At 60.5% G+C, this 22,037-nt stretch carries 22 protein-coding genes; 9 read left to right on the forward strand and 13 right to left on the reverse strand.

The window, feature by feature from the left end; genetic code table 11:
• Window positions 1-124 precede the first annotated feature (124 nt).
• The 13 genes from ABD796_RS00855 to ABD796_RS00915 all read right to left on the reverse strand — a co-directional run bounded on the left by ABD796_RS00855 (window position 125) and on the right by ABD796_RS00915 (window position 14,480).
• Window positions 125-1,840, reverse strand: a complete 1,716-nt coding sequence (locus tag ABD796_RS00855) for an ABC transporter ATP-binding protein (protein WP_344901402.1) — start codon at window positions 1,838-1,840, stop codon at window positions 125-127.
• Between the two features lie 261 nt (window positions 1,841-2,101).
• Entirely contained in the window at window positions 2,102-3,331 is a 1,230-nt protein-coding gene (locus ABD796_RS00860; protein ID WP_344901405.1) for an MFS transporter, read from the reverse strand.
• A gap of 253 nt (window positions 3,332-3,584) precedes the next feature.
• Window positions 3,585-4,778: a thiolase family protein gene (locus ABD796_RS00865; protein WP_344901408.1), complete on the reverse strand. Its 1,194-nt coding sequence runs from the start codon at window positions 4,776-4,778 to the stop codon at window positions 3,585-3,587.
• A complete protein-coding gene (locus ABD796_RS00870; RefSeq protein WP_344901411.1) occupies window positions 4,775-5,920 on the reverse strand; it encodes a 3-hydroxyacyl-CoA dehydrogenase family protein in 1,146 nt (381 codons plus the stop codon). The genes ABD796_RS00865 and ABD796_RS00870 overlap by 4 nt, the downstream gene beginning before the upstream one ends.
• A gap of 44 nt (window positions 5,921-5,964) precedes the next feature.
• Complete coding sequence (locus tag ABD796_RS00875) at window positions 5,965-6,741, reverse strand: 3-hydroxybutyrate dehydrogenase (protein WP_344901414.1); 777 nt, start codon at window positions 6,739-6,741, stop codon at window positions 5,965-5,967.
• A gap of 36 nt (window positions 6,742-6,777) precedes the next feature.
• Window positions 6,778-7,461: a 3-oxoacid CoA-transferase subunit B gene (locus tag ABD796_RS00880; protein WP_344901417.1), complete on the reverse strand. Its 684-nt coding sequence runs from the start codon at window positions 7,459-7,461 to the stop codon at window positions 6,778-6,780.
• Window positions 7,458-8,162: a CoA transferase subunit A gene (locus tag ABD796_RS00885; RefSeq protein ID WP_344901420.1), complete on the reverse strand. Its 705-nt coding sequence runs from the start codon at window positions 8,160-8,162 to the stop codon at window positions 7,458-7,460. Before ABD796_RS00885 ends, ABD796_RS00880 begins: the two co-directional genes overlap by 4 nt.
• 550 nt (window positions 8,163-8,712) lie before the next feature.
• On the reverse strand, window positions 8,713-10,071 hold the full coding sequence (locus tag ABD796_RS00890) for a UTP--glucose-1-phosphate uridylyltransferase (RefSeq protein WP_344901423.1): 1,359 nt from the start codon (window positions 10,069-10,071) through the stop codon (window positions 8,713-8,715).
• A gap of 148 nt (window positions 10,072-10,219) precedes the next feature.
• Window positions 10,220-11,722 carry a sigma-54 interaction domain-containing protein gene (locus tag ABD796_RS00895; protein ID WP_344901425.1) on the reverse strand — a complete coding sequence of 501 codons (1,503 nt, stop codon included), beginning with the start codon at window positions 11,720-11,722 and terminating at the stop codon, window positions 10,220-10,222.
• A 185-nt stretch (window positions 11,723-11,907) separates the two neighbouring features.
• Window positions 11,908-12,189, reverse strand: coding sequence for a hypothetical protein (locus ABD796_RS00900; protein ID WP_344901428.1), 282 nt, complete (start codon window positions 12,187-12,189; stop codon window positions 11,908-11,910).
• Window positions 12,190-12,370: 181 nt separating this feature from the next.
• The gene (locus tag ABD796_RS00905) at window positions 12,371-13,360 is read right to left on the reverse strand and encodes a Gfo/Idh/MocA family protein (RefSeq protein WP_344901430.1); all 990 of its coding nucleotides are present in this window, start codon (window positions 13,358-13,360) and stop codon (window positions 12,371-12,373) included.
• A gap of 118 nt (window positions 13,361-13,478) precedes the next feature.
• The gene (locus ABD796_RS00910) at window positions 13,479-13,829 is read right to left on the reverse strand and encodes an S-Ena type endospore appendage (RefSeq protein WP_344901433.1); all 351 of its coding nucleotides are present in this window, start codon (window positions 13,827-13,829) and stop codon (window positions 13,479-13,481) included.
• Between the two features lie 276 nt (window positions 13,830-14,105).
• Window positions 14,106-14,480: a hypothetical protein gene (locus ABD796_RS00915; protein ID WP_344901435.1), complete on the reverse strand. Its 375-nt coding sequence runs from the start codon at window positions 14,478-14,480 to the stop codon at window positions 14,106-14,108.
• 2 nt (window positions 14,481-14,482) lie between these two features.
• Between ABD796_RS00915 and ABD796_RS00920 the strand changes: the two genes are divergently transcribed.
• From ABD796_RS00920 to ABD796_RS00960, 9 genes are all read left to right on the forward strand, one after another.
• Window positions 14,483-14,782 carry an S-Ena type endospore appendage gene (locus ABD796_RS00920; RefSeq protein WP_344901438.1) on the forward strand — a complete coding sequence of 100 codons (300 nt, stop codon included), beginning with the start codon at window positions 14,483-14,485 and terminating at the stop codon, window positions 14,780-14,782.
• 10 nt (window positions 14,783-14,792) lie between these two features.
• Entirely contained in the window at window positions 14,793-15,053 is a 261-nt protein-coding gene (locus ABD796_RS00925) for a hypothetical protein (protein WP_344901440.1), read from the forward strand.
• Window positions 15,046-15,357, forward strand: coding sequence for a hypothetical protein (locus ABD796_RS00930; protein ID WP_344901442.1), 312 nt, complete (start codon window positions 15,046-15,048; stop codon window positions 15,355-15,357). Before ABD796_RS00925 ends, ABD796_RS00930 begins: the two co-directional genes overlap by 8 nt.
• A gap of 6 nt (window positions 15,358-15,363) precedes the next feature.
• A complete protein-coding gene (locus tag ABD796_RS00935; protein WP_344901445.1) occupies window positions 15,364-17,298 on the forward strand; it encodes a motility associated factor glycosyltransferase family protein in 1,935 nt (644 codons plus the stop codon).
• Between the two features lie 123 nt (window positions 17,299-17,421).
• The gene (locus ABD796_RS00940) at window positions 17,422-17,760 is read left to right on the forward strand and encodes an S-Ena type endospore appendage (RefSeq protein WP_344901447.1); all 339 of its coding nucleotides are present in this window, start codon (window positions 17,422-17,424) and stop codon (window positions 17,758-17,760) included.
• Between the two features lie 89 nt (window positions 17,761-17,849).
• On the forward strand, window positions 17,850-18,839 hold the full coding sequence (locus ABD796_RS00945; protein WP_344901450.1) for a Gfo/Idh/MocA family protein: 990 nt from the start codon (window positions 17,850-17,852) through the stop codon (window positions 18,837-18,839).
• Complete coding sequence (locus ABD796_RS00950) at window positions 18,784-19,488, forward strand: acylneuraminate cytidylyltransferase family protein (RefSeq protein ID WP_344901452.1); 705 nt, start codon at window positions 18,784-18,786, stop codon at window positions 19,486-19,488. The genes ABD796_RS00945 and ABD796_RS00950 overlap by 56 nt, the downstream gene beginning before the upstream one ends.
• Window positions 19,485-20,315: an SDR family oxidoreductase gene (locus ABD796_RS00955; RefSeq protein ID WP_344901455.1), complete on the forward strand. Its 831-nt coding sequence runs from the start codon at window positions 19,485-19,487 to the stop codon at window positions 20,313-20,315. The genes ABD796_RS00950 and ABD796_RS00955 overlap by 4 nt, the downstream gene beginning before the upstream one ends.
• 284 nt (window positions 20,316-20,599) lie before the next feature.
• Window positions 20,600-21,898 carry a BclA C-terminal domain-containing protein gene (locus ABD796_RS00960; RefSeq protein ID WP_344901457.1) on the forward strand — a complete coding sequence of 433 codons (1,299 nt, stop codon included), beginning with the start codon at window positions 20,600-20,602 and terminating at the stop codon, window positions 21,896-21,898.
• The last annotated feature ends 139 nt before the right edge of the window (window positions 21,899-22,037 follow it).

Genomic DNA, 22,037 nt, shown 5'->3' on the forward strand with positions numbered 1-22,037 from the left:
AGGCGGAGCTGGAGGCTTCCGTTATAGGTTCTCGTTTGCTCCGGCGGCCGCAAGCGGTGCCGCGCTTCCGGACCGAATCGTTCCGCCATCGGCAAAGGCCGAAGCCTTATGGGCGGCTCGGCCGTCACGCCCCGAACTGCGCCTGGTGCAGGCGGCTGTAGATGCCGCCGGCGGCGATCAGCTCCTCGTGCGCGCCCTGCTCGGAAATGCCCTGCCCCGCAACGACGATAATGCGGTCGGCGTTTTTGATCGTCGCCAGCCGGTGCGCGATCACAAGCGTCGTCCGTCCCTGCGACAATTCGCCCAGCGCCTGCTGGATAGCCGCCTCGGTCTCGGTATCGAGCGCCGACGTCGCTTCGTCGAGGATCAGAATCGGCGGATTTTTCAAAAACATCCGGGCGATGGACAGACGCTGCTTTTGCCCGCCCGACAGCTTGACGCCACGTTCTCCGATCAGCGTGTCCAACCCTTCCGGCTGGGACAAAATAATGCTTTCCAGTTGAGCCCGCCGGGCTGCGTCCCATATCTCCTCTTCCGTCGCGCCAAGCTTGCCGTAAGCGATATTTTCCCGGATCGTCCCGTCGAACAGGAAGACGTCCTGCTGGACGATGCCGATCTGGCTGCGCAGCGACTCGAGCGTCATCTTGCGAATATCGATGCCGTCTATCGTTATCGAGCCTTCGTCGGAGTCGTAAAATCTCGGCAGCATGCTGCACACCGTCGTCTTCCCCGCGCCAGACGGGCCGACGAGCGCTACGGTTTCCCCCGCGCGAATTGACAAATCGATATTGCGGAGCACCTTTTCCTTGTTCTCGTAGCCGAACGACACGTTGTTGAAGCGAATATCTCCGCGAAGCTGCTTGACCGGAACCGCATTCGGCGCGTCGGCCACATCGGGAGCCGTCTCCAGCAAATCGAGGTAACGGCGGAAGCCGGCAATTCCTTTCGGATACGTCTCAATGACCGAATTGATTTGCTTGATCGGCCCGAGGAAGACGTTGGACAGCATAACGAAGGCGATAAATTCGCCGTAGGTCATCCGGTTCTGGATGACGAACCACGTTCCGCACATCAGCACGAATAGCGAAATCAGGCGCATCAGAATAAAGCTGATCGAGGAGTTCCAGGCCATGATCCGGTAGGCGATCAGCTTTGTTTGGCGGAAGCGTCCGTTATTGACGGCAAATTGGGCGATTTCATGATTTTCGTTGGAGAACGCCTGAACGACGCGGATGCCGCTTACGTTGTTTTCCACGCGGGCGTTGAAATCGGCGATGTCAGCGAACATCCGCTTGAACGCCTTCGACATTTTGCGGCTGAAATAAAGCGACAAATAGATCATCACCGGGATGATGATAAATGTCAGAACGGCCAGATGCCAGTTGATGCCAAGCATAATCGCAAACGCCCCGACCAGCGTCATGATCGCAATAAACAAATCTTCCGGACCGTGGTGGGCAATTTCCCCGATGTCCATCAAATCGTTTGTCATGCGGGAGACGAGATGTCCTGTTTTGGTATTGTCGAAAAAACGGAATGACAGCTTCTGCACATGATCGAACAGCTTCTTGCGCATATCCGTCTCGATATTGATCCCGAGCTTGTGACCCCAATACGTAACGACATAGTTCAGCCCGGCGCTGATCAGATATATGCCGAGCAAGCCAAGACACGCCCAGACGATCCAGATCCAGTTGCCGCTCGGCAGCAAATCGTCCACCACCCGATTGACGGCGAGCGGGAAGGCCAGCTCGAGCAGAGCGGCAATGACCGCACAGGAGAAGTCCAGTACGAACAGCCTCTTGTACGGCTTATAATAAGAAAAAAAACGACGAAGCATTCGAAACCTCCCCAATGATGTTCATTCAGGGCCATACCATGAATGATGATAGTGATTCTCATTTTCATATTAGGCCAGTCGCCGCTTTTTTTCAATGGACAAAAACGATTGTTTTTTTGCACAAATGCCACTATCGTCCATTATCCTGCAAAAGCGCACAAGAAACAACTCCGGCTTGGATACCAAACCGGAGAACGTCCGCAGCGGATTCCTATAAAGTTCCGTACCTTTTCCGGACAAGGAAACTATCCATTCCTTTCTTCAGGACGGCATTCCGCTCTTGCGGTCGGTCGCAGGCAAAGGCGATGTCGAACCGTCCTGCTCCAGCGTTTTTTTCGCCCGATGCTCGAAATAAGGCACGGCTAGCAGACAGGCCAGCGAAATACCTATCAGCGCGTTAAACAAGCCTCCCCGAATATCGTCGAGAGACAGTACGATCAGGAGCATGCCGATCCGCGTGACGCAGATCAGCGTCTCCCTCCAGATCAGCAGCTTTGCCTGGTCGGGTATCGCATAAGGCTTCACCCATTTGATCTGCATCGTGTTCCATGCCGCCGCAAAGCAAAACAAACCTACGGCGGTCAGCACGTTGGAGACGATCAGCAGCGGTTTGGCGGGAACGAGCACGATCAAAAAGCCGGCGGCCACCAGCGTGCAGCCGATCATCAAGAGCGTACTGTCCTTCCAGCTGTATTTGCGATACAGGAACAGCCCGGCCAGCGTCGCGATCGTGTACAAGGCGTTAAGTCCGGCTATCCAAAATTTATTTTCGGTTACGCTAAACGTAAAGACGAGCAGAAACAGCTGCTGAAATTGCAAAAATACGCCCGCGGCCAAGTTGGACGCGCTGAACCAGCGCAGCCCCGGCTTGCGCCGCAACTGTGTCCACAGCCAGGCGAACAGGGGCGTCCTGTCTCCGGCCGCGTGCTGATCCCGGCTGGATATTTTCGGCATGGCGAACGAGTATACGAGCATACAGACGAGAAAGACGAACATCAGCGCGAACGAGCCGAGATAACCGGTATAAAAAATCAAAACAGCGGACAGCAGCGGTATGGCGAGGTTGAGGATTTGCTGAATGCTTCCCGTCACCGAGAAAAAACGGCCGAGCTCGGCGTTCGTGCCGCTCATCGAGACGCTCAGATTTTGCGCTGCGGCATAAAATCCGTACATGATGCCTACCGGTACCGCGATCATGGCGATCCACAGCAGCCGGTTGTCCACTTCGACGAACGACAACACGATAAAGGCGCTCGCTCCCGCGAAAGCGGATACGGCCAGCAGCGGCCGGACCGTCGTCCGGGCAAGCCAGCGCGCCGCGGCGGCGAAAGCGAACGCCCAAGTCAGGTAGACGAGCAGGTTGTACCAAGCCACTTCCGGAATGAGCCGGTTTTTCTCCCAAATAAACAGGTTAATAAAAATGCCGACATACACAAAAATCGTATTGCTCATCAAGTTCATCATCAGCCATCTTCTCAGCGCTTCCGACATGCCGCTTCCTCTTTCCGCCTGTTCTACAGCTTGCCCCGGTAACCCTTCCGCCGGAGCCCCAACTAAGTATACTACCGTTTCGGCGGATTGACTCGGCGCGGCATCGAAAAAAAGCAAGTAAGCGCAAAAAAGATCAACTCGAAACGAAGCCCCGTGCCCATGCCAAAAAAGGGCTGTCCGGCGGCCGTATTTTCGGCCAGCGGAACAACCCTTCGTCGCAGCGTCTATTGGCTTGCCGCCGACATGGGCGGCGTCACCGCGCAGGCGACGTATTCTCGATCACAACCGCCACGCCCTGCCCGCCTCCGACGCATAAGGCGGCCAGTCCGTAGCGCTTGCTCCGCCTGCGCAGCTCGTAAGCCAAGGTCAGCAAAATACGCGCCCCGCTTGCGCCGACGGGGTGGCCGATGGCAATAGCTCCGCCATTGACGTTCATTCGTTCTCTATCCAGCCCCAGCTCCCGCTCGACGGCCAAAACCTGCACCGCGAACGCCTCATTGATCTCCGTCAGGTCCATATCCGCCACGGACAAGCCGCTGCGCGCAAGCGCGATGCGGGCGGCGGGAACCGGACCGAGCCCCATCACGTCCGGCTCCACGCCCGCAATTCCCCACGAGACGATGCGCGCAAGCGGCGTTCGTCCGTCCAGCTGGCTTTCGCCGGCCAGAACGAGAGAAGCGGCGCCGTCGTTAATGCCGCTTGCGTTGCCCGCGGTCACCGTGCCGCCTTCGCGGAGGAAAGCCGGACGCAGCTTGGCCAACTGGTCCGTCGACGTATCGCGCCGGATCAGCTCATCGTGCCGCACCTCGGTCGTCGACCCTCCGCGTCCGGCAACGTTCACGGCGACGATCTCCTCCGGCAGAGCCCCCGAATCAGTCGCTTCCACGGCACGCCGGTGACTGATGACAGTGTATTCGTCCTGAACTTCGCGGCCGATCGCGTAACGGGAAGCGATATTCTCCGCCGTCATCCCCATGCCGCAGCCGATGTAGGAATCGGTCAGCGTATTCAGCAGCATATCCTCGAGCTGCACATGGCCCAGCTTCATGCCGAACCGGCTGGCAAAGTCGGCATGTGGCGCCTGCGACATATTCTCTGCACCGCCGGCCAGACAAAGGCCCGCCTCCCCGAGCATGATGCTCTGGGCTGCGGAGATGACCGCCTGCATGCCGGAGCCGCACAGCCGGTTGACCGTCATTGCCGGCGTCTGCACCGGAATGCCGGCTCGCAAAGCGATATGCCGCGCCAAATACGAGGCGTCCTTGCTGGAATGAATGACATTGCCGTAGAAGACCTGCTCGATCCGCTCCGGCTCGACCGCCGCGCGACGCAACGCTTCCTTGGCGCTGATCAGCCCTAGTTCGGCGGCTCCCGTCTGCTTGAACGACTGGCCGAATGCCCCGAACGGGGTCCGCGCCCCTTCCAATATATAAACTTGCTCCGTCATGGACGACTCATCTCCTTTTTGTTGGCGATCAACGTCCGCAGCGTCCGCTCGCGTCCCGCAGCAGCCTGCTCCCGTGCCTCCGTATCGCCATAGTTGTAAAATCCGGCGCCGCTCTTCGTCCCGACACGTCCTTCGCGCACCCGGCCGCTCAGCTCCTGCGGGACGTCCGGCGCCGCGGAAAGCTGCGGGAACAAATTGTCCGCCACGCGCTCCCATATGTCGAGACCGCCCAGATCGGATATGGCGAACGGCCCGTTCAAAGCCCAGCGCAAGCCGGGTCCTTCCGTCATGGCCCGGTCGATCTGTTCCGCGTCCGCTATTCCTTCTGCGAGCAGATGGCACGCTTCGCGCAGCACGGCGGCCTGCAGCCGGTTGGCGATAAAGCCGGGGCAATCTTTGCGCAGCACGACCGGCGACTTGCCGCATTGCGCCAGCCATTCCGCGACTTGCCCGACAACGCCCGGGCGGGTATCCGGCAGTCCGACGATCTCGACCAGCGGGATAATGGCCGCGGGATGAAAAAAATGCGCGATAACGAACCGGTCGGCATACGGCAGTCCGTCCGCAAGCGACCGGAGCGGCAGCGATGACGTATTGGAAGCGACAATAGCGTCCGCTCCCAATGCCGGAATTAAAGCAGCGTACAGCTCTCGTTTGATCGGCAAAAGCTCCGGTCCTGCCTCCAGCACAAAATCCGCCGGACGCACCGCCGCCTCCAAATGGCCGGTCGTTCGCAGGGTCCCCCGGTGCCTGGGGGACGGATCGGAGACGTTTCGCTCTTCCGCATGGCAAACTGCGCTATTCGAATCGCCGCTTCCGTCGGGCTCCGCGAAATGCCCAGTCGTTCGCAGCGTGTCCGAGCTGCGGGGCGAGGTCCGATTCATCTCGCCGCCTTCGTCAGGCTCCGCTTGATCGCCGGACACGCTTTGTCCGAGTAGGGCGCTGGGACCGCTCCTCTCACCGCAATTCAAGTCTGCCGCAGACAGCCTCGTCCGCACCTTGGCCAGCGCGGCCGGATCGGGGTCGTACAGCGAGACGTCGAAGCCGTGCTTCACGAACAGCTCCGCCAAGCCGCCGCCCATCGTACCCGCGCCGAGAACGGCAATATACGGTTTCCTTGCAGCGCCAATACGCGTTTTCATGGTAACACTCCTTTCGCGGGGCGCCAGTCGCGGACACCGCCGCGTCATTGGGCCGTGTAGCCGCCGTCGATCACGATCGCCTGCCCGGTCACGCCTCCGGCCTTGCCGCTCGCCAAGTACACCGCATAGTCGGCGACTTCGTCCACGGAGAGCAGTCTGCGCTGCGGCACGAGCGGGTAAATGATCTCCTGGAGCACGCTATCCGGATCGGTTCCCCGGCTGCGAGCCAAGTCGGCAAGCTGGTTGCGCACCAGCGGCGTATCCACATAACCTGGACATAGCGCATTGACCGTAATGCCATGCTGCGCCCCCTCCAGGGCGGCCACCTTCGTCAGGCCGATCAAGCCGTGTTTCGCGCTGTTGTAGGCCGCCTTGCCGGCAAAGCCGACCAGTCCGTTTATGGAAGCGATATTGATGATCCGCCCGTACCCGCGCCGTTTCATCTCCGGGAAGACGTGCCGGATCGCAATAAACGGCGCAGTCAGCATAATCCGCAGCATCCGCTCGAACTTGTCGACCGGAAACTGCTCCAGCATGGCGACATGCTGCATCCCGGCGTTGTTGATCAGCACGTCCACCCGGCCATAAAGAGCGGCAGCTTCATCCAAAGCCTCGGTTAGCTGCCGCTCGTCGGCTACGTCGCAGCGGATGCCGGCACAACGGTAGCCGGCCTCGCTCAAGCGTGCAGCCGCAGCCAGCGCCTGCTCCCCATCCAGGTCGCTCAGCACGACCGACGCGCCTTGCTCCGCGCACGCTTCGCCGATCCGGTAGCCGATTCCCCCGGCAGCGCCGGTAATAAACACCACTTTCTCGTTCAGCATGTGCGCCGCCCCTCCTTGTTCTCGGTATCCGCCTGTTCAGTAAGCATCTCTTATCAGTACCGCCTCGTCCACAAGCAGCTCCGGCTCGACCGTATCGCGCACCTGGTCGACCGTGCAGCCGACCGCCAGCTCGCGCAGCAGGAGCCCGTTTGCCGTCACGTCCAGCACCGCTTTTTCGGTAATGATCCGATGAACGACACCTTTGCCCGTGAGCGGCAAGCCGCAGCGGCTGACGATTTTGGGCGAGCCGTTTTTGGCCGTATGCTCCATGATCACGACAACCCGCTTCGCGCCATGCACCAGATCCATCGCGCCGCCCATCCCTTTCACCATCTTGCCGGGCACCATCCAATTCGCCAGATCCCCTTCGCCCGATACCTCCATCGCCCCCAAAATAGCCAGGTCGATATGACCGCCGCGAATCATCGCGAACGACTCGCTGCTGTCGAAGAAAGCCGCCCCGGTCTGCGCGGTCACCGTTTCCTTGCCGGCATTGATCAGGTCGGGATCGACCTCTGCTTCGCCCGGGTAAGGCCCGATGCCGAGCAGTCCGTTCTCGGACTGGAGCATCACCTGCACGCCGCCCGGTATATAATTGGCGACAAGCGTAGGCATGCCGATGCCCAAATTGACATAATCACCGTCGCTCAGCTCGCGGGAAGCCCGTCTGGCGATCTTCTCCCGCAGCGCTTGCATCGCGTCCGCGCCGTTTGCCGTCATTGCGCCGTCGCCTCCCTTGTCGTCCGTTTCTCGATCCGCTTCTGCTGCTCGCCGACGACGAGCCTCTGGACGTAGACGCCGGGCGTATGGATCGAATCCGGCTCCAGCGCCCCGACCGGCACCAAGTGCTCGACTTCGGCGATAGTAACGGCGGCAGCGGCAGCCATGACCGGGTTAAAATTGCGAGCCGTTTTGCGGTAAACGATATTCCCCGCGCCGTCGCCCTTCCAGCCGCGGATCAGACTGAAATCCGCCTTCAGCGCCGTTTCCAGCAAATAATCGCGCTCCCCGAATCGCCGCACCTCGCGTCCTTCGCCAACCGGCGTGCCGACTCCGGCCGGGGTATAAAAAGCCGGGATGCCGGCGCCCCCGGCGCGAATCCGCTCCGCCAGCGTTCCTTGCGGCACCAACTCGACTTCCAGTTCGCCGGACAGCATCTGCCGCTCGAACTCTTTGTTCTCCCCGACATACGAGCCGACGATTTTCCGAATCTGCTTTCGTCTCAGCAGCAGTCCCAGTCCCCAGTCGTCAACGCCGCAATTGTTGGAAATGACCGTCAGCTCCTTAACCTCCGACTCCGCCAACGCGACAATCAGGTTTTCCGGAATGCCGACCAGCCCGAAGCCTCCCACCATCACCGTCGCCCCGTCGCGGATGTCCGATACCGCGTCGCGAAAGACGGTATATACCGGCTTGCCCATACGAATCGCTCCTTTTCCTGTACATTTTCGCCAAATCGTTCCCTTTGCTTCATCCGCTTGGATGCAGCCTGAAGCGGAGCGCCGGGTCCATCGGACCGGCTTTGATTACGCACCACTCTTATATGTAGCAATAATCGTGCCAATCAAGCTCGGCTAACCTTGATATATTGATTTTCAGCCAGGAGCTTTACGGGCCGGTTAGCGGAAGACAGCGTAGTTGAGCATTGAGGGCAGATCCAGCCAGCGGCCCGGGCAGCGGACTTGGCGAAGGGCGGCATCCAGTAAGCGGGTTAAGCAGCGCAATTGGGCAATGAAGCCAGATCCAGTCAGCGGGTCAAGCGGCGCAATTGGGCAATGGGCCAGATCCGTTCAGCGGGTGGACATCGCTTTGGCACCGGTTTGGCATGCACCACGCATCGAGGAAATTCCTGAATTCCGGAAAATGACCAAGACCATTCCGTTATATCGGAAACAAAAAAAGCAAGCTCTCATGACCGCGTTTCCCGTCATGGCTTGCCCTTCCTGGCTTGCCCTTCCTTGCATCCTTCGCTTACTCCAGAAGCGACTTCACAGTTTCCGGCGTTAGCCCCTCGCCGTCACCGGAGACGAGCGGCGGTATTTCGATATCGCGCTCCGCCAGAAGCTGCGGGTCCGCGCCCGCTCTCAGCAACCAGGCGCGATGCTGGTCGAGCAATAGTCGGCGGGCCGTGGCCGGACTGTCCGTCCCCTCCTTGTTTTTGACCGGAGCGAACTCCTCCTCCCGGCGTATGCTCCATACGGTCATCCGTTCCGCCAACGGAAACAAATCGAAAATAAACCGTTCGAATTTGTAACCGTTCGGTTGTTCCGGCACAATTGCGTTTCCCCGCTCGTCGACCGTGCGGATTTTTTTGTGTGCGGCATGGTAAGCGAGCCCGGCATCCGCATGCGCTTCGATAAAATCCAGCCGGAACAGGTGGATCGACAAATTGCCCAGACCGTACTTCAGCCGCCCGCTGTCGTCGGTCTCGTACTGAAGAGACTGCGGCACCTCCGTGTATTCGACCACGGCCGGACGCCCGTCCCGCAGGCATAATATGCCTACCTTCTCTTCCGGGTACGCCTTCTGCGCCACCTTCGTCGCAATCGGGTTGCCGAAATGAGCGGCAGCCCCGACGAACAGCGGTTCGGCGATCCGGATCAGCGCGTTATCGACGTTGTAATAAAAGACCCACTCGATGCCTCTTCGCCGCATGTCGGCCAAACCGCCGGACTGCTTCAGCGAGGCGAAGGCGTCGCCGTTACCGCTGGCCGCGAGTCCGATCTCGCCGGGGGCCGACAGCATGATGCGGCCCGCTTCGTCCAGCGAGGGCATCGAATGCTGGCGGAAAAAGAACAGTTGGTCCGGCTCATAGCCGAAATTGCCGTTGACCGCAAAAAAACGTACCGTTTCGTCGTGGTTATCCCCGCTCGTCATGATATACCACGGTATGGTCTTTCCCACCGATTGCGACAAGCGCAGAAGCCGCTCGGCCTGCAATTGAAACAAGGTTTTGCCCGACGGCAGCCCGATGTCGTACGTGCCCTTCGGTCCCTCGTGCCCAAGCCGGCTGCCCTGCCCTCCCGCCACGACGAATGCCGCCACCTTGCCGGCGCCAAGCAGTTCCAGCCCTCTTTGCGTCAGCCGTTCGCGTTCCCGTTCCTCCAACGCCTCCGCCTCGCAAGACTCGATCGGGGTAATCGTGCCAGCATCGCTTGCTCCGGCATGCGCTTGTTGCGCCAGTCCGGCAATAGCCGGCAAATCCAGCCGCTCGATCTGCTCGAGCAGCCTGCTCCGGTCCGGAGCGGACAACGTATCGTAAAATTGCAGCAAATGCTCCTGCCCGCAGGCGGATAGTTTATGTGCCAATTGCTCGTACCGGTGATTCACGCAAGCCTCCCTCCGGCGCAGCCAAAATGTCCTGGCACCTGGTTGCCCAATGACCCGCTGCGCCTCATTTTACGGTTTATGCGTCATTCCATAGATTTGTCTCATGACTCGGTTTCGTCTCGCCGCCTCAGGGTCCGGCTTCCGACCGTTAATCGGAAATGCCGTACTGCTCCACCTTCTGATAAAGGCTGGACTTGCTCATACCGAGCAGAGCCGCCGCCTTCTGCTTGTCGCCTGCCGTCTGCGCAATCGCTTCGCGAAGCAAGCGCTCCTCATAGTCAGCCATACGCGCTTTCCATGTTCGGCCGAGACTGCCGGCCTGCTCCCGTTTCCCATCGTCTTCGTCCAGAACCGTGCCGCCGGCCTCCTCTACCCGTTCCCTATCCGGGTCCTCTTGGACAAACAGACCGGCCAAAAACTCCTCCGGCAAAGCCGCGCGGTCGAGCCAATCGCCTTCCATCCGGTATAGCGCATGCTCCGCCACGTTGCGCAGCTCCCGCACATTGCCCGGCCAATCGTAACGGATGAGCAGCCGCTCGCATTCGGAATCAACTCCCTTGACGGCAATTCCCGTTTCTTCGGCCAACTGCTCCAGAAGCGACTTCACGATAACGGGGATATCTTCCCTGCGTTCGCGCAGCGGCGGCATATGCAGCGGCACGACGTGCAGCCGGTAATACAGGTCAGAGCGGAAGCGGCCTTCGCGCACGAGCTGTCGCAAATCCCGGTTCGTGGCCGCGATGACGCGGGCGTCGATCGGCTCCGGCTTGTCCGAGCCGACCGGCTCGATCTCCTTCTCCTGCAGCACGCGCAGCAGCTTCACCTGGCCGGACAGCGACAGCTCGCCGATCTCGTCGAGAAAAATCGTGCCTCTGTTCGCCTGCGCGAACTTGCCGTTCCTTCCCGTGCGTCTCGCTCCGGTGAACGATCCTTCCTTGTAGCCGAACAGCTCGGATTCGAGCAGCGTCTCCGGTATGGCCGCGCAGTTGACCGCGACGAACGGACCGTAACGGCGCCGGCTTTCGCGGTGAATGCCGTGGGCGAGCAGCTCCTTGCCCGTGCCGCTTTCTCCGGTAATGAGCACGGCGCTGTCGGCTTTGGCCACCTTGACGGCCATCGTCTTCACCTTTCTCATCGGCTCGCTGCCGCCGAGAAGATGCTCCAGCCCGTATTTCGCTCCGGTCGCATCTCTGGCCTTCGCTTCGCCGTAATGCAGATGCGCCTTGATTTCGCGGTATTTGGCATTCATTTCGAACAATCGGTCGATATCCTTGAACATGATTTTGCCGACGACCGCGATCAGCTCGCCGCGGCTTTTGATCGGAATCCGGCTGGCGATCATCCAATGACCGCGGATTTGCTGCAGATCGGCGATTTCCGCCTTGCCGGTTTCCGCTACGATATGCAGCCGCGTATTCGGAATGACCTCCGTCACGTGCTTGCCGATCATATCCGCAAGCTCCACCTGTATAAATGACGCATACGTCTGGCTCGCCGTCAGCACGATGCCCTTCGCATCGGCGATCACGATGCCTTCGTACGCGTTTTCCAAGGCAAATTTGTAAAGCGCCAAATCCTGTCCGACTTGTCTCTCCCGGGCCGCGCCCTCCCGGATCAGCCGGTGCACCCAGCCGTTGCTGCCAAATCGCATCGCCGCTCCCCCCACTCAGACGGTTCGTGCTTTATGGATTCGCCAACCGCTGCGCAATACCCTCTTCGCCGCAAGCGGCGGCTGCCCTGAAAGCTTCTCCTGTCGGCTGCGGAACTGCGCGGGCACACAAAGAAGCCCGGGACCGTATGTCGGTCCCGGACTTTTTGCATCGGCAGTGGCCAGTCTTAATGAAGCTTCCCGCCGCTTTCCGTTACGATTTTGTCGGCAAAGCTCTTAATCGTCGAGCAGCCGAGCAGCGGCGGCTTGGATACGCAGTTCAACACGAGCAGTCCGGTTTTGCCGTCCCACGCGTATTGAAAGCCGACCTGCCAGCCGACCACTTGAATCGAGAAGCCCCCCGACGGAGTTCCCGGTATGTCGATCCCTTTCTTCTTAGCCAACGTCTGCAGCGCGCGAAAGACGTTGGGCGTTACGTTCTTGTACTTCAACGCCGGACATACGGCCATCCTGCATCGTCCCTTCTTCATGGTGTCTTCTTGTATGTATATGAGGGGCCGCTTGGCCAACGTGCCGGAATTCGTTTGCGGACCGGACCGCATGCCGATTGCAGACCAAAAGGCGGCACGGCTTGCCGCCGTCCGCTCTTTCGGTACTTGCTCTTTCGGTACTTGTTGTTCGTTCTGTCGCTTATGCGTCCGGTTCGGCAGGCGCCAAAGGCTCGTAACCGGCGGCGTTGTAGATCATCTCCGTCAGCCGAACGACTTTCAGCGCATAGTCGCCGGGGACGAGCACTTCATGCCGGCCGCGGATGGCGTCGATGAAGCTTTTGTCCTGATTGGTCGCGCGGGCCGGAAGCTCGGGGACGAACGGCTCCTGACGGTGGCGGCGGACGGTGACGCGACCGTTGTCGAAGCGGATGGCGCCGTGTTCCCCGCAAAACATATACGACTCCTGCCAGCCCTGGGCAAAGCCGACGATGCTCAAACTGGCGATCGGTCCCTCGGCGAAACGGATGGCCGTGAACGAGTCGATCTCGACGGGAGAGCCGTGCCGGTGCAGCAGCGGCTTCACCTCGACGGGGGTAAGCCCTGTCGTCCAGAGCAGGGCGTCGACCACATGACTCCCTGAATCCATCAGCATTCCGCCCCCGGACAGCTCGGGCTGCACCCGCCACGTCCCCTCCGTCAGCTGCTTCCAATCCTGATACAGAGCGGCCGTCACCGAAGTGAGCGGACCGATCACTCCGTCCTGAATCGCCTGCCGTATGTACTGGAAATCCGGCTGGCAATGACGCTGGTACGACACCTGGAGCAGCTTGCCCGTCTCCGACGCCGTATCGAGCAGCCGCTCGGCCTCTGCGGAGGAACAAGTCATCGGCTTCTCCACCAGCACATGACAGCCTGCCTGCAGCGAATCGGTCACATGCTGGAAATGCAGCGTATGCGGGGAACAGACGACGACGGCGTCAAGCCGATCGGTATCAAGCATGGTTCGGTGATCGTCGTGGACGGCAATCCCGTCCAGACCGAACTTGTTGATAAACCGTTCCCGGCTATCCGCACTCGGATCGGCAAGAGCCGCCAATTCGGCCTCATCGGCCAGCTCCAGCAGTTGGGATGCGTGCCAATGCGAGATGCCGCCGGTGCCGATTATCCCGAAACGCAACTTTTTCATCATCGCTCACTCCTTCGACCTGTCTTGTCCGGCAAGTCAAGCCATCGTCTCTCTACTATCCATATTGCGGACAGGACAAGGATATGCGCACGGGAACATACGACTGCGGCTGGCCTGACCTCTACATCGCACTGTAGCGGGGCTGGAAATGCAGCTCGCCGTTCATATGCCCGTCACCCGTCCCCGCAACCCGGATCGAGTTGAAGCCGACTACCGTGAAAGCGATCGTATCTCCAGGATGTAACGAAAGCGACTGAACGACGGATTGGTTGAATAAAAATCGCAGCTCTGCCTTCCCCGAGGAGCCGGGATTCGACGTCACGCTCCCCGACCCGTATACGATCTCGCTGGAAACGTACAGCAGCCCCCCTTCCTCTCCGTTCTTCCCTTCTACAAACCACGAGCAATCCACGCAATCGACGTTCGGCGGGTCCGTCGGAAATAGGCACGATTCTTGCGGGCCACTTGGCATGGCGTCAGACTCCTTCCCGTTCGTAAGCCGGCTCGGGCTGCATGTGCGGCCGGTTGATGTCGTACAGCAGTGTATTGAAAAAAAGGGCGATGCTCCACCCGGCAAATACCCATTTTGCCTAAAAATGAGCAAATGTCTAGGGCGTTTATCCCCTACCGCCATATGCTTTCTACAAGACATTCCGCACAGGAACGGGGGGAGTTCAGGTGAAGTCAAACAGCGTGTGCCGCAAGCGTAAAACGACGCGTTCGAATTACGTGCCGGCGAAGCGCGCGCTTAAGCCCGTACGCAAAGCTCGCGGTTGCGCGATCCGGGCCCGCCGCGCGCCAAAACGCGCCTTTGCGCGCCGATGCTGCCGCGCGCGGCGCCGTTTCCGCTGCGGCAAGCATCGGCGGTCGGCCCGGCTGCGGCGCTTGCTCCGGCTGCGGCGCCGACAATGTCGGCTTTCCCGGCATTGCCCGAGACGCCGCAAGCGGAGCGGCTGCCGCCCGCGTAAACGGGGCGGATGGCGGCTTCATGCGGGGCCGCTGACGATGCCGTTTCCGCCTGCCTGGACTCCTCCCCCGTCAGCGCCCACACCTCCGGCCGTACTTCCTGTCGAGCCGGGGCGGTGCTGCAAGGAAGATCCTTCTCCGCCTTCGGCATGGTCAAGCGTGTGCGACCAAGTAACCGGACGGATTTTCCAGACGGCCGACGGCGGGCCGAAAACGTATTTCACCACATCGGTCGACTACGCGTCGGCAATCGTTCGCGTAGATAACGATACGGCGACGCCGATGAGCGTCACGATCGGTCTTCGCGACGGCCAGATGGCCGGGGGCCTGGTGGAGCAAGGGCAGCAAGTCTCGTTCGACGTCCCGGGCATCCGTACGCTATCCGTCGGTGGCACAGGCGGGAACGGCATTTGCAAAGGGTTTTATCATATTCGCCTGCGGACCAATATCGCAGAATAGAGGGGATCGCATGAATACGCAACAGACGCGCGAAGCCCGGGAACGGCTGATCGTCCAGTTGGAGCGATGGTATGCGTGGCTATGCGCAAGCCCGGCGATACTCGCCGGCGCCTCCGACCGCGATCGGATGATCGATCCTGTCGTCAGGCTGCGGCGGACGCACGAATGGCTGAGCTCCAGCTCCATCGCCAAGACGGAGTGGTTTCTGGACGAAGGCTTTCAGCTATGTATGGCCCGCCTAGAGAAAGGGGACTACGACGCATATGAATGAGCCGCTTCGCGACTTCGTGGCCTGCATCGGGCAAGGCTGCGACGCCTGGAGACGGGGGGATGACGACAAGGGGCTGGAGCTTTTTCAGCAAGCCTGCCTGATCTGGCTCGACGAGCTCACTTACGAAACGGATGACGAGACGGAACGCCGGGCCATTCTGTACGGGCGGCTGGCCGGCTGGCTGCCGCGCATGCTCGAGCTGCTCGAAGGCGGAGATATTATCGCGGCGACGGATGCGCTGGAATACGGGCTGCTGCCCGAGCTGGCCGAGCTGCGGGCCGCGATGACGGCGGAGAGGGGCTGAGACCAGATGGCCGAGTCGATCTACGCAAACAACTGGGCCTCCTTGCCCGATCATTTGAAGGAGCTCGTCCCTCCGCCGGAGGACGGCGCCGCGTTCGCTCATCCGGGTGTAAGGATCGTTTCCGGGCCGAACGGCCATTCCGTCGCCGTTATCGGGGACGGGGCGGAACAGCGGCATACGAATAGTCCCGTCGATCCTTGGAGCGAAGCGGCGCGGTGGGCCGATTCCCTCGCTTATAAGGATATGCGGGTCGCTTTCCTATACGGCTGCGGGTTCGGCTACCCTTTGTTGGAATACGCCAAACGCAAAAAAACTTACACGGAAACAGTCGTATTCGAGCAAAGCATTCCGCTCTTTACCGCCATGTTGGCCGGCATAGACGTCCGAACTCTGCTGAACGATCCGACCGTCCGCTTTGTCGTCGGCGACCGGGCGCAGATGACGGCCCAGTTGAGCTTGTTCCTCAGCGGGGAATTTTTGCTGCGCTGCACGATGCTGTCGTTCGCCTTTACGTGGATGGCCCACCGGCACGACAAGCAGATTTATTTGGAGCTGCACGAATGGATCTGGGGTTTGCTCGATCTATGCGCCATGAGCATCGGCAACACGGTGCACGATTCGTTGACCGGCCTGTACAATACGCTGGACAACGCCGAACGAATCGCGAACGGCGCCCCTCTCAGCGCTTTGCGCAACCTATACGCCGGCAAGCCGGCATTTATAATCGCCAACGGGCCGTCGCTCGATAAAAATGCCGATTGTTTGCGCGACGCGGTCGGCAAATCGCTGATCCTGGCCGCGGAGTCCGCGCTCCGTCCATGCCTGGAGCGGAACATCGTGCCGGATGCGATCTGCGTGACCGAGCGCAATCCGATCGTCTACCACGTCCATTTTGCCGGACAGGCGCTGCCGGAGCATCTGGTGATGGCCGGTCTCACGGTCGTCGACCCGCGTATTCCCGCCGAGTTCGCCGGCCCTTGGTTGCCGATCTTCCGCAAGCACGAGCACTCCGCCCATTGGGTACGGGACGCGATCGCCGATGACGACGCCGCTTTGCTCGGCGGTACGTCTTCGGCGCATCTGGCCTTCGAGCTCGCTCTGTGGGCAGGAGCCGATCCGATCGTATTCGTCGGCCAGGATCTTGCCTTCGGCCCGGACAAAATGACCCACAGCCGGCTGTCGGCATATTCCGGCGAACGCCTTGCGGGACATGTCCGAACGCTGCAGGAGCAGGAAGCGTTCGCCGTTCCGGGCGTCGACGGGAAGCCGGTGCTGACGACGAAAAGCTGGAATGACTTCCGGCTGTGGTTCGAGCATCAGATCGGCCTGTTTCCGGACCGCACGTTCGTGGATGCGACCGAAGGCGGCGCCGCCATACGCGGAACCGCGATCATGAAGCTGCGGGACGTGATAAACGCCTATTGCCGCGCCCCGGTCGGACGCCACCTGTACGACCATGTACGAACCGTCGAGCGCGCCAGAGAAGGCCGAAGCCAGCCGGGCGAAAAGCTCGCGGCCGTCCTCGTCCGGTGCGAAGAGCTGCGTGATCGGCTGCGGCAGTGGGAGGCTTCGGCAGCCGAGGATTTGCTCGACTGTCGGCTCGTGGACACGATGTGCAGGCTGCACGCCCGGCAGCCGGACGCGCCTCTGCCCGCTTTTGCCGAATCGCTGCTCGACCGCACCAGCCGCGCTTACTGGAAATATACGAGGGATGCCGACCTGTCGGTCTATATCCAGCACATCGTCTTCGCTTTTCATCAACAAATCAACGAGTTGGGCGAAATCGACACGCTTGCTCGGATCAGCGAGCTGAACGGGCTGAACGGAAGGCTGCTGCATACGCTCCGGCGGCTGTTCGCGACGATTGGGGAGCAGTTTGAAGCCGCAGCGAATCGGTTGCGGCCACGGGCAGCTGTCCCGCAATCGGAGGACGATGGATAAGCGCCGACAGGCGCGCGAAAGAAAGCGGTGACGCCTATTTGTGCCGACAGGGGGCAGTCGTACCGCGCATCATTACTCCCGACTCATACTCTGTACTATCCCGCTTAAGGAGGAATCCGCTTCATGAGTTGTTCCGACTCGACAGCATCATGCTGTCAAAAACCGATATTGAGCGTTTGCCTGCCGCAACAAAATTTTACCGTCACGACAGGCGCGACGCTGTTCGGTCCGAACCCTAGCCCGGTAGCCGCGTCCGGCGTTATCAGCAACGATTCCGCGGCAACCGCGTCCCTCACGGTCACGTTCCGCCGCGGCAACTCGGTAGTCGCCACATTCGGTCCGATTGCGGCCGGGCAAGCGAGAGCTTTTGCCGTCGGCAGCTTTACGAGCATCAGCGCCACCAGCACCTCGGCAGGCGTGGCCACACTGTGCATGACCGAATTTTTCCGCCCGAATTTCTGAGACGAGGACGCCCTTGCCCGGATTTCCGATCCGGGCAAGAATCGTCTGCGGGCGGGATGCGGACGGACTTTCGACAAGGAGCGTGCCGCTTGAAACTTTATTCGGACGTAAATGCGCTTGTCGTCGGATACGGCTCGGCGGGCAGACGACACTGTCGGCTTCTGCGCGAGCTCGGCTGCCGGGTATCGGCGGTAACCCGTCAGCACGTTCCGGACGCGGACATCCGCCCGTTCCGGACGATAGCCGAAGCCTGCCTTACCGACACATTCGATTACGCTGTCATTGCCAACCGGACCGACGAGCACCATGCCACGCTGCTTGCATTGCGCGAAGCGGGCTACACCGGAGACATTCTCGTGGAGAAGCCGCTGTTCGCCGATGCCGATGCCTCCCTTCCGTCGTCCGAATATGCTGACCGGGTTTATACCGCCTACAACCTCAGGTACCATCCTGTGCTGCAACGGCTAAAGGAGATCGTGCGCGGCGAGCAGACATTTTCCGTGATGGTGTATACCGGACAGTATCTTCCCTCCTGGCGCAACCGGGATTACCGCCAGTGCTATTCCGCCAGACGACACGAAGGCGGCGGCGTGCTGCGGGACTTGAGCCATGAGCTGGACTACGTCCAGTGGCTGTTCGGGCCCTGGAGGCGCGCGGCGGCAATCGGCGGGCGGTTCAGCCCGCTCGAGATCGATAGCGACGATACGTTCGCGCTGCTGCTCGCGACCGAGCGCTGCCCGGTTGTGACGATCCAGATTAACTATGTCGACCGGATCGGTCAGCGGAAGCTGATCGTCAACGGCACCAACCATACTTATTCGGCCGAGCTGTTCGGCCGGACGCTGCAAACCGACGGACGGACGGAAGCGTTCGAGTGCGACGCCGATTACACGTACCACAAGCAGCACCTCGATATGCTGAGCGGAACCAAGGATACCGTCTGCACGCTCGGGCAAGCACTCGATACGATGCGGCTGATCGGTGAAGCCGAGCGGGCCGCCCTACTGGAAAGGTGGATGCATCATGAGAAGGCTGTGCACGATTTGCGCGCGCGGGGGCTCGACGGGGGTGGTCAATAAAAATATCCGGCTGCTGCACGGTTTGCCGCTGATCGCCCATTCGATTAGGCAAGCGCAGCAATCCGGGCTGTTCGACCATATTGCGGTAAGCAGCGATTCCAGCGATATTTTGGCTGCCGCCAAAGCCTACGGCGTCCGCTATCTGGTCGAACGACCGGCGCCTATGGCGACGAACGAAGCCCCCAAGCTTCCGGCCATTCGGCATTGCGCGCTGGAAGCGGAGCGGATGACCGGAATCGAGTTCGATACGGTGGTCGACCTGGACGCCACAGCGCCGCTGCGCACGTCCGGCGATATTGCCGGAGCGGTTGCACTGCTGGAGCAGTCCGGCGCCCCCAACGTCATTACCGGCACTCCTTCTCGCCGGTCGCCCTACTTCAACATGGTCGAGCTGACCGCGCGTGGAACGGCGGTTCTCGCCAAGCCTCCCTCCTCCCCGATCGCTAGGCGACAGGATGCTCCGGCCACCTACGATCTGAACGCCGCGGTATACGTCTGGCAGCGGGATTGGCTCGTTACGTGCACGGAGCTTTTCAACGAGCGGACGCGGTTGTTTGTCATGGCCGAGGACCGGGCGACGGATATCGATACGGAAGCCGATTTCGCTTACGTCGATTACTTGCTCGCCCGCAAAAAGGAGCACCTATGACCAACGCACTCACCTATGGACGGCAATTTCGTCTCGACGGAAAAAACGCGCTCGTCACCGGCGCGCTCGGCATTCTCGGACGGCGGTTTTGCTCCGGTCTGGCGGAGTTCGGAGCCAATGTGGCGGTTATCGATCTGGACGAAGCGGAAGCCGGACGCTTCGCCGAGCAGTTGTCCGCACAGTACGGGACCCGTTGTATCGGGATCGCCTGCGACGTCTCCGACCCGGATTCCGTCATGCATATGACGGACGTTTTCGCGGAACAGCTCGGGGATATCCACATCTCCCTGAACAACGCTGCGAGCAAATCGGGCGACCTGAGCGCGTTTTTTGCCCCGTTCGAACAGTATTCGCTAGCCGAGTGGAGAAGCGTCATGTCGGTCAACATCGACGGCATGTTTCTGGTCGCTCAAGCCGTCGGACGCCGTATGATCGAGCAGAAGACCGGCGGAGCCATCGTACAGACTTCTTCGATTTACGGGCTGCTGGGTCCCGACGAGCGTATTTATGAAGGGTCACGTTACCTCGATATGGCGATCAATACTCCTGCGGTATACGCAGCCTCCAAAGCGGCCGTCATCGGCTTGACCCAATACCTCGCCACCCGTTGGGCCAAGCACGGAATTCGCGTGAACACGCTGACGCCGGGCGGTGTTCAGAGCGGGCAGAACGAAACGTTTATCGGCAAGTATGCGAACCGGGTCCCTATGGGACGGATGGGAGAGCCGGATGAATTGGTCGGCGCGGTGCTTTATTTGGTCTCCGACGCCTCGCGATACGTTACCGGACATAATCTGGTGGTGGACGGAGGGCTGCACGCCTGGTAACTGGGGCGCGGGCCTCCGGCTTGCGCCTTTTGTATGTCCAAGCAGGCGAAAGTACGGTCCAAAGCGGCTACCGTTTCATTACATAATCATAACGGCTGCCAAAACGGCGGAATGCAGCGTACGGGGCGCGGCGGTCCGCGACACCAGCCGTGTGAGCGTTTTGCCGATCTCGTTCAAAAAGACCGTTTGCCCGCCTTGCCGGTCTTTTGGAACGTTCGTTTTTTGCGCCCGCGCGGTTTGGCGATAGTCAGCCTGCATACCAGCGGTCAGGCAGGTGAGCGACAATGACCATCATCTATGGAAACTGCAATTGCGGCGTTAACCAGGGCGTGATCCACGGTTGCTGCCCCTGTCCGAAAGGAGCCACCGGGCCAACAGGACCGACTGGGGAGACAGGCGCTACCGGAGAAACGGGGGCTACAGGAGCAACAGGACCGACAGGACCAACCGGGGCTACGGGGACCACCGGTGCTACAGGCGCTACAGGGCCGACGGGACCAACTGGGGCTACAGGCTTTACCGGAGCTACGGGGCTGACGGGGCCGACTGGTGCTACGGGCACCACCGGAGTCACTGGCACCACGGGTGCAACAGGTACTACGGGGAGCACCGGACCCACAGGACCGACCGGACCAACTGGCGCTACAGGCACCACTGGCACTACGGGGACCACCGGATTTACGGGAAGCACCGGACCCACAGGGCCGACTGGAGCTACAGGCACTACAGGCACTACAGGCACTACAGGCACTACAGGCACTACAGGCACTACAGGCACTACAGGCACTACAGGCACCACAGGTACTACGGGGACCACCGGATTTACGGGGAGCACCGGACCCACAGGGCCGACCGGACCGACTGGTGCTACGGGCACCAACGGAGTCACTGGCACCACGGGTACAACAGGTGCAACAGGTACTACAGGCATCACAGGCATCACAGGCATCACAGGCATCACAGGCACAACCGGCACCACGGGTACTACTGGTACCACCGGAACTACGGGGAATATCGGACCCACAGGGCCGACCGGACCGACTGGCGCTACGGGTACCAGCGGAGTCACTGGCACCACGGGGGAAACAGGCAGAACAGGCACCACAGGCACCACTGGCACCACAGGCACCACTGGCGCAACGGGCGCTACAGGTGCAACGGGCACGGTCATCACGTCGGGATCAGCCGCTAACACGGGGGGAGCGACCCTGCTGTTGACCCTTTTGAATCCAACAGCCAATATTCCTTTTCCTAATGCCCAAAACTTGTCGGCCGATATTACGGTAAACAATCCGACCGCAGACACGTTTACGTTGAATACGGCAGGTAGGTATTTGATTACTTACTCCGTCTATCCGACGCTGACGCTGCTGACCACTTTTCAATTAACCCGCAACGGAACCGGGGTACCCGGCACCAACATCAATGCGGCGATCGGCATAGGGATTGTCTATAACCAGGTCATTATCAATATTAACGCGGGCGATCTGATTCGCGTGCAAATCAGCGCCACCCTCGCCGCTACCATCACGCTCGCGTCCGGCACCACCGCCGCCACCATTTCCCTCGTGCGGGTCGGATAATGAATAACCGCCCCTTCTTTTCCTTGTCTGCCATCCGGGGGCAACCGAAGGCCGTCTGACAGTCAACGGATACAAACTCTTCTCCACAGTAGCGGAATAGGAAAAACGGCAGTCCGAGCCCCATGCAGGGTTCGGACTG

The organism is Paenibacillus hodogayensis (assembly GCF_039536325.1).
GTDB classification, from domain to species: domain Bacteria; phylum Bacillota; class Bacilli; order Paenibacillales; family NBRC-103111; genus Paenibacillus_AB; species Paenibacillus_AB hodogayensis.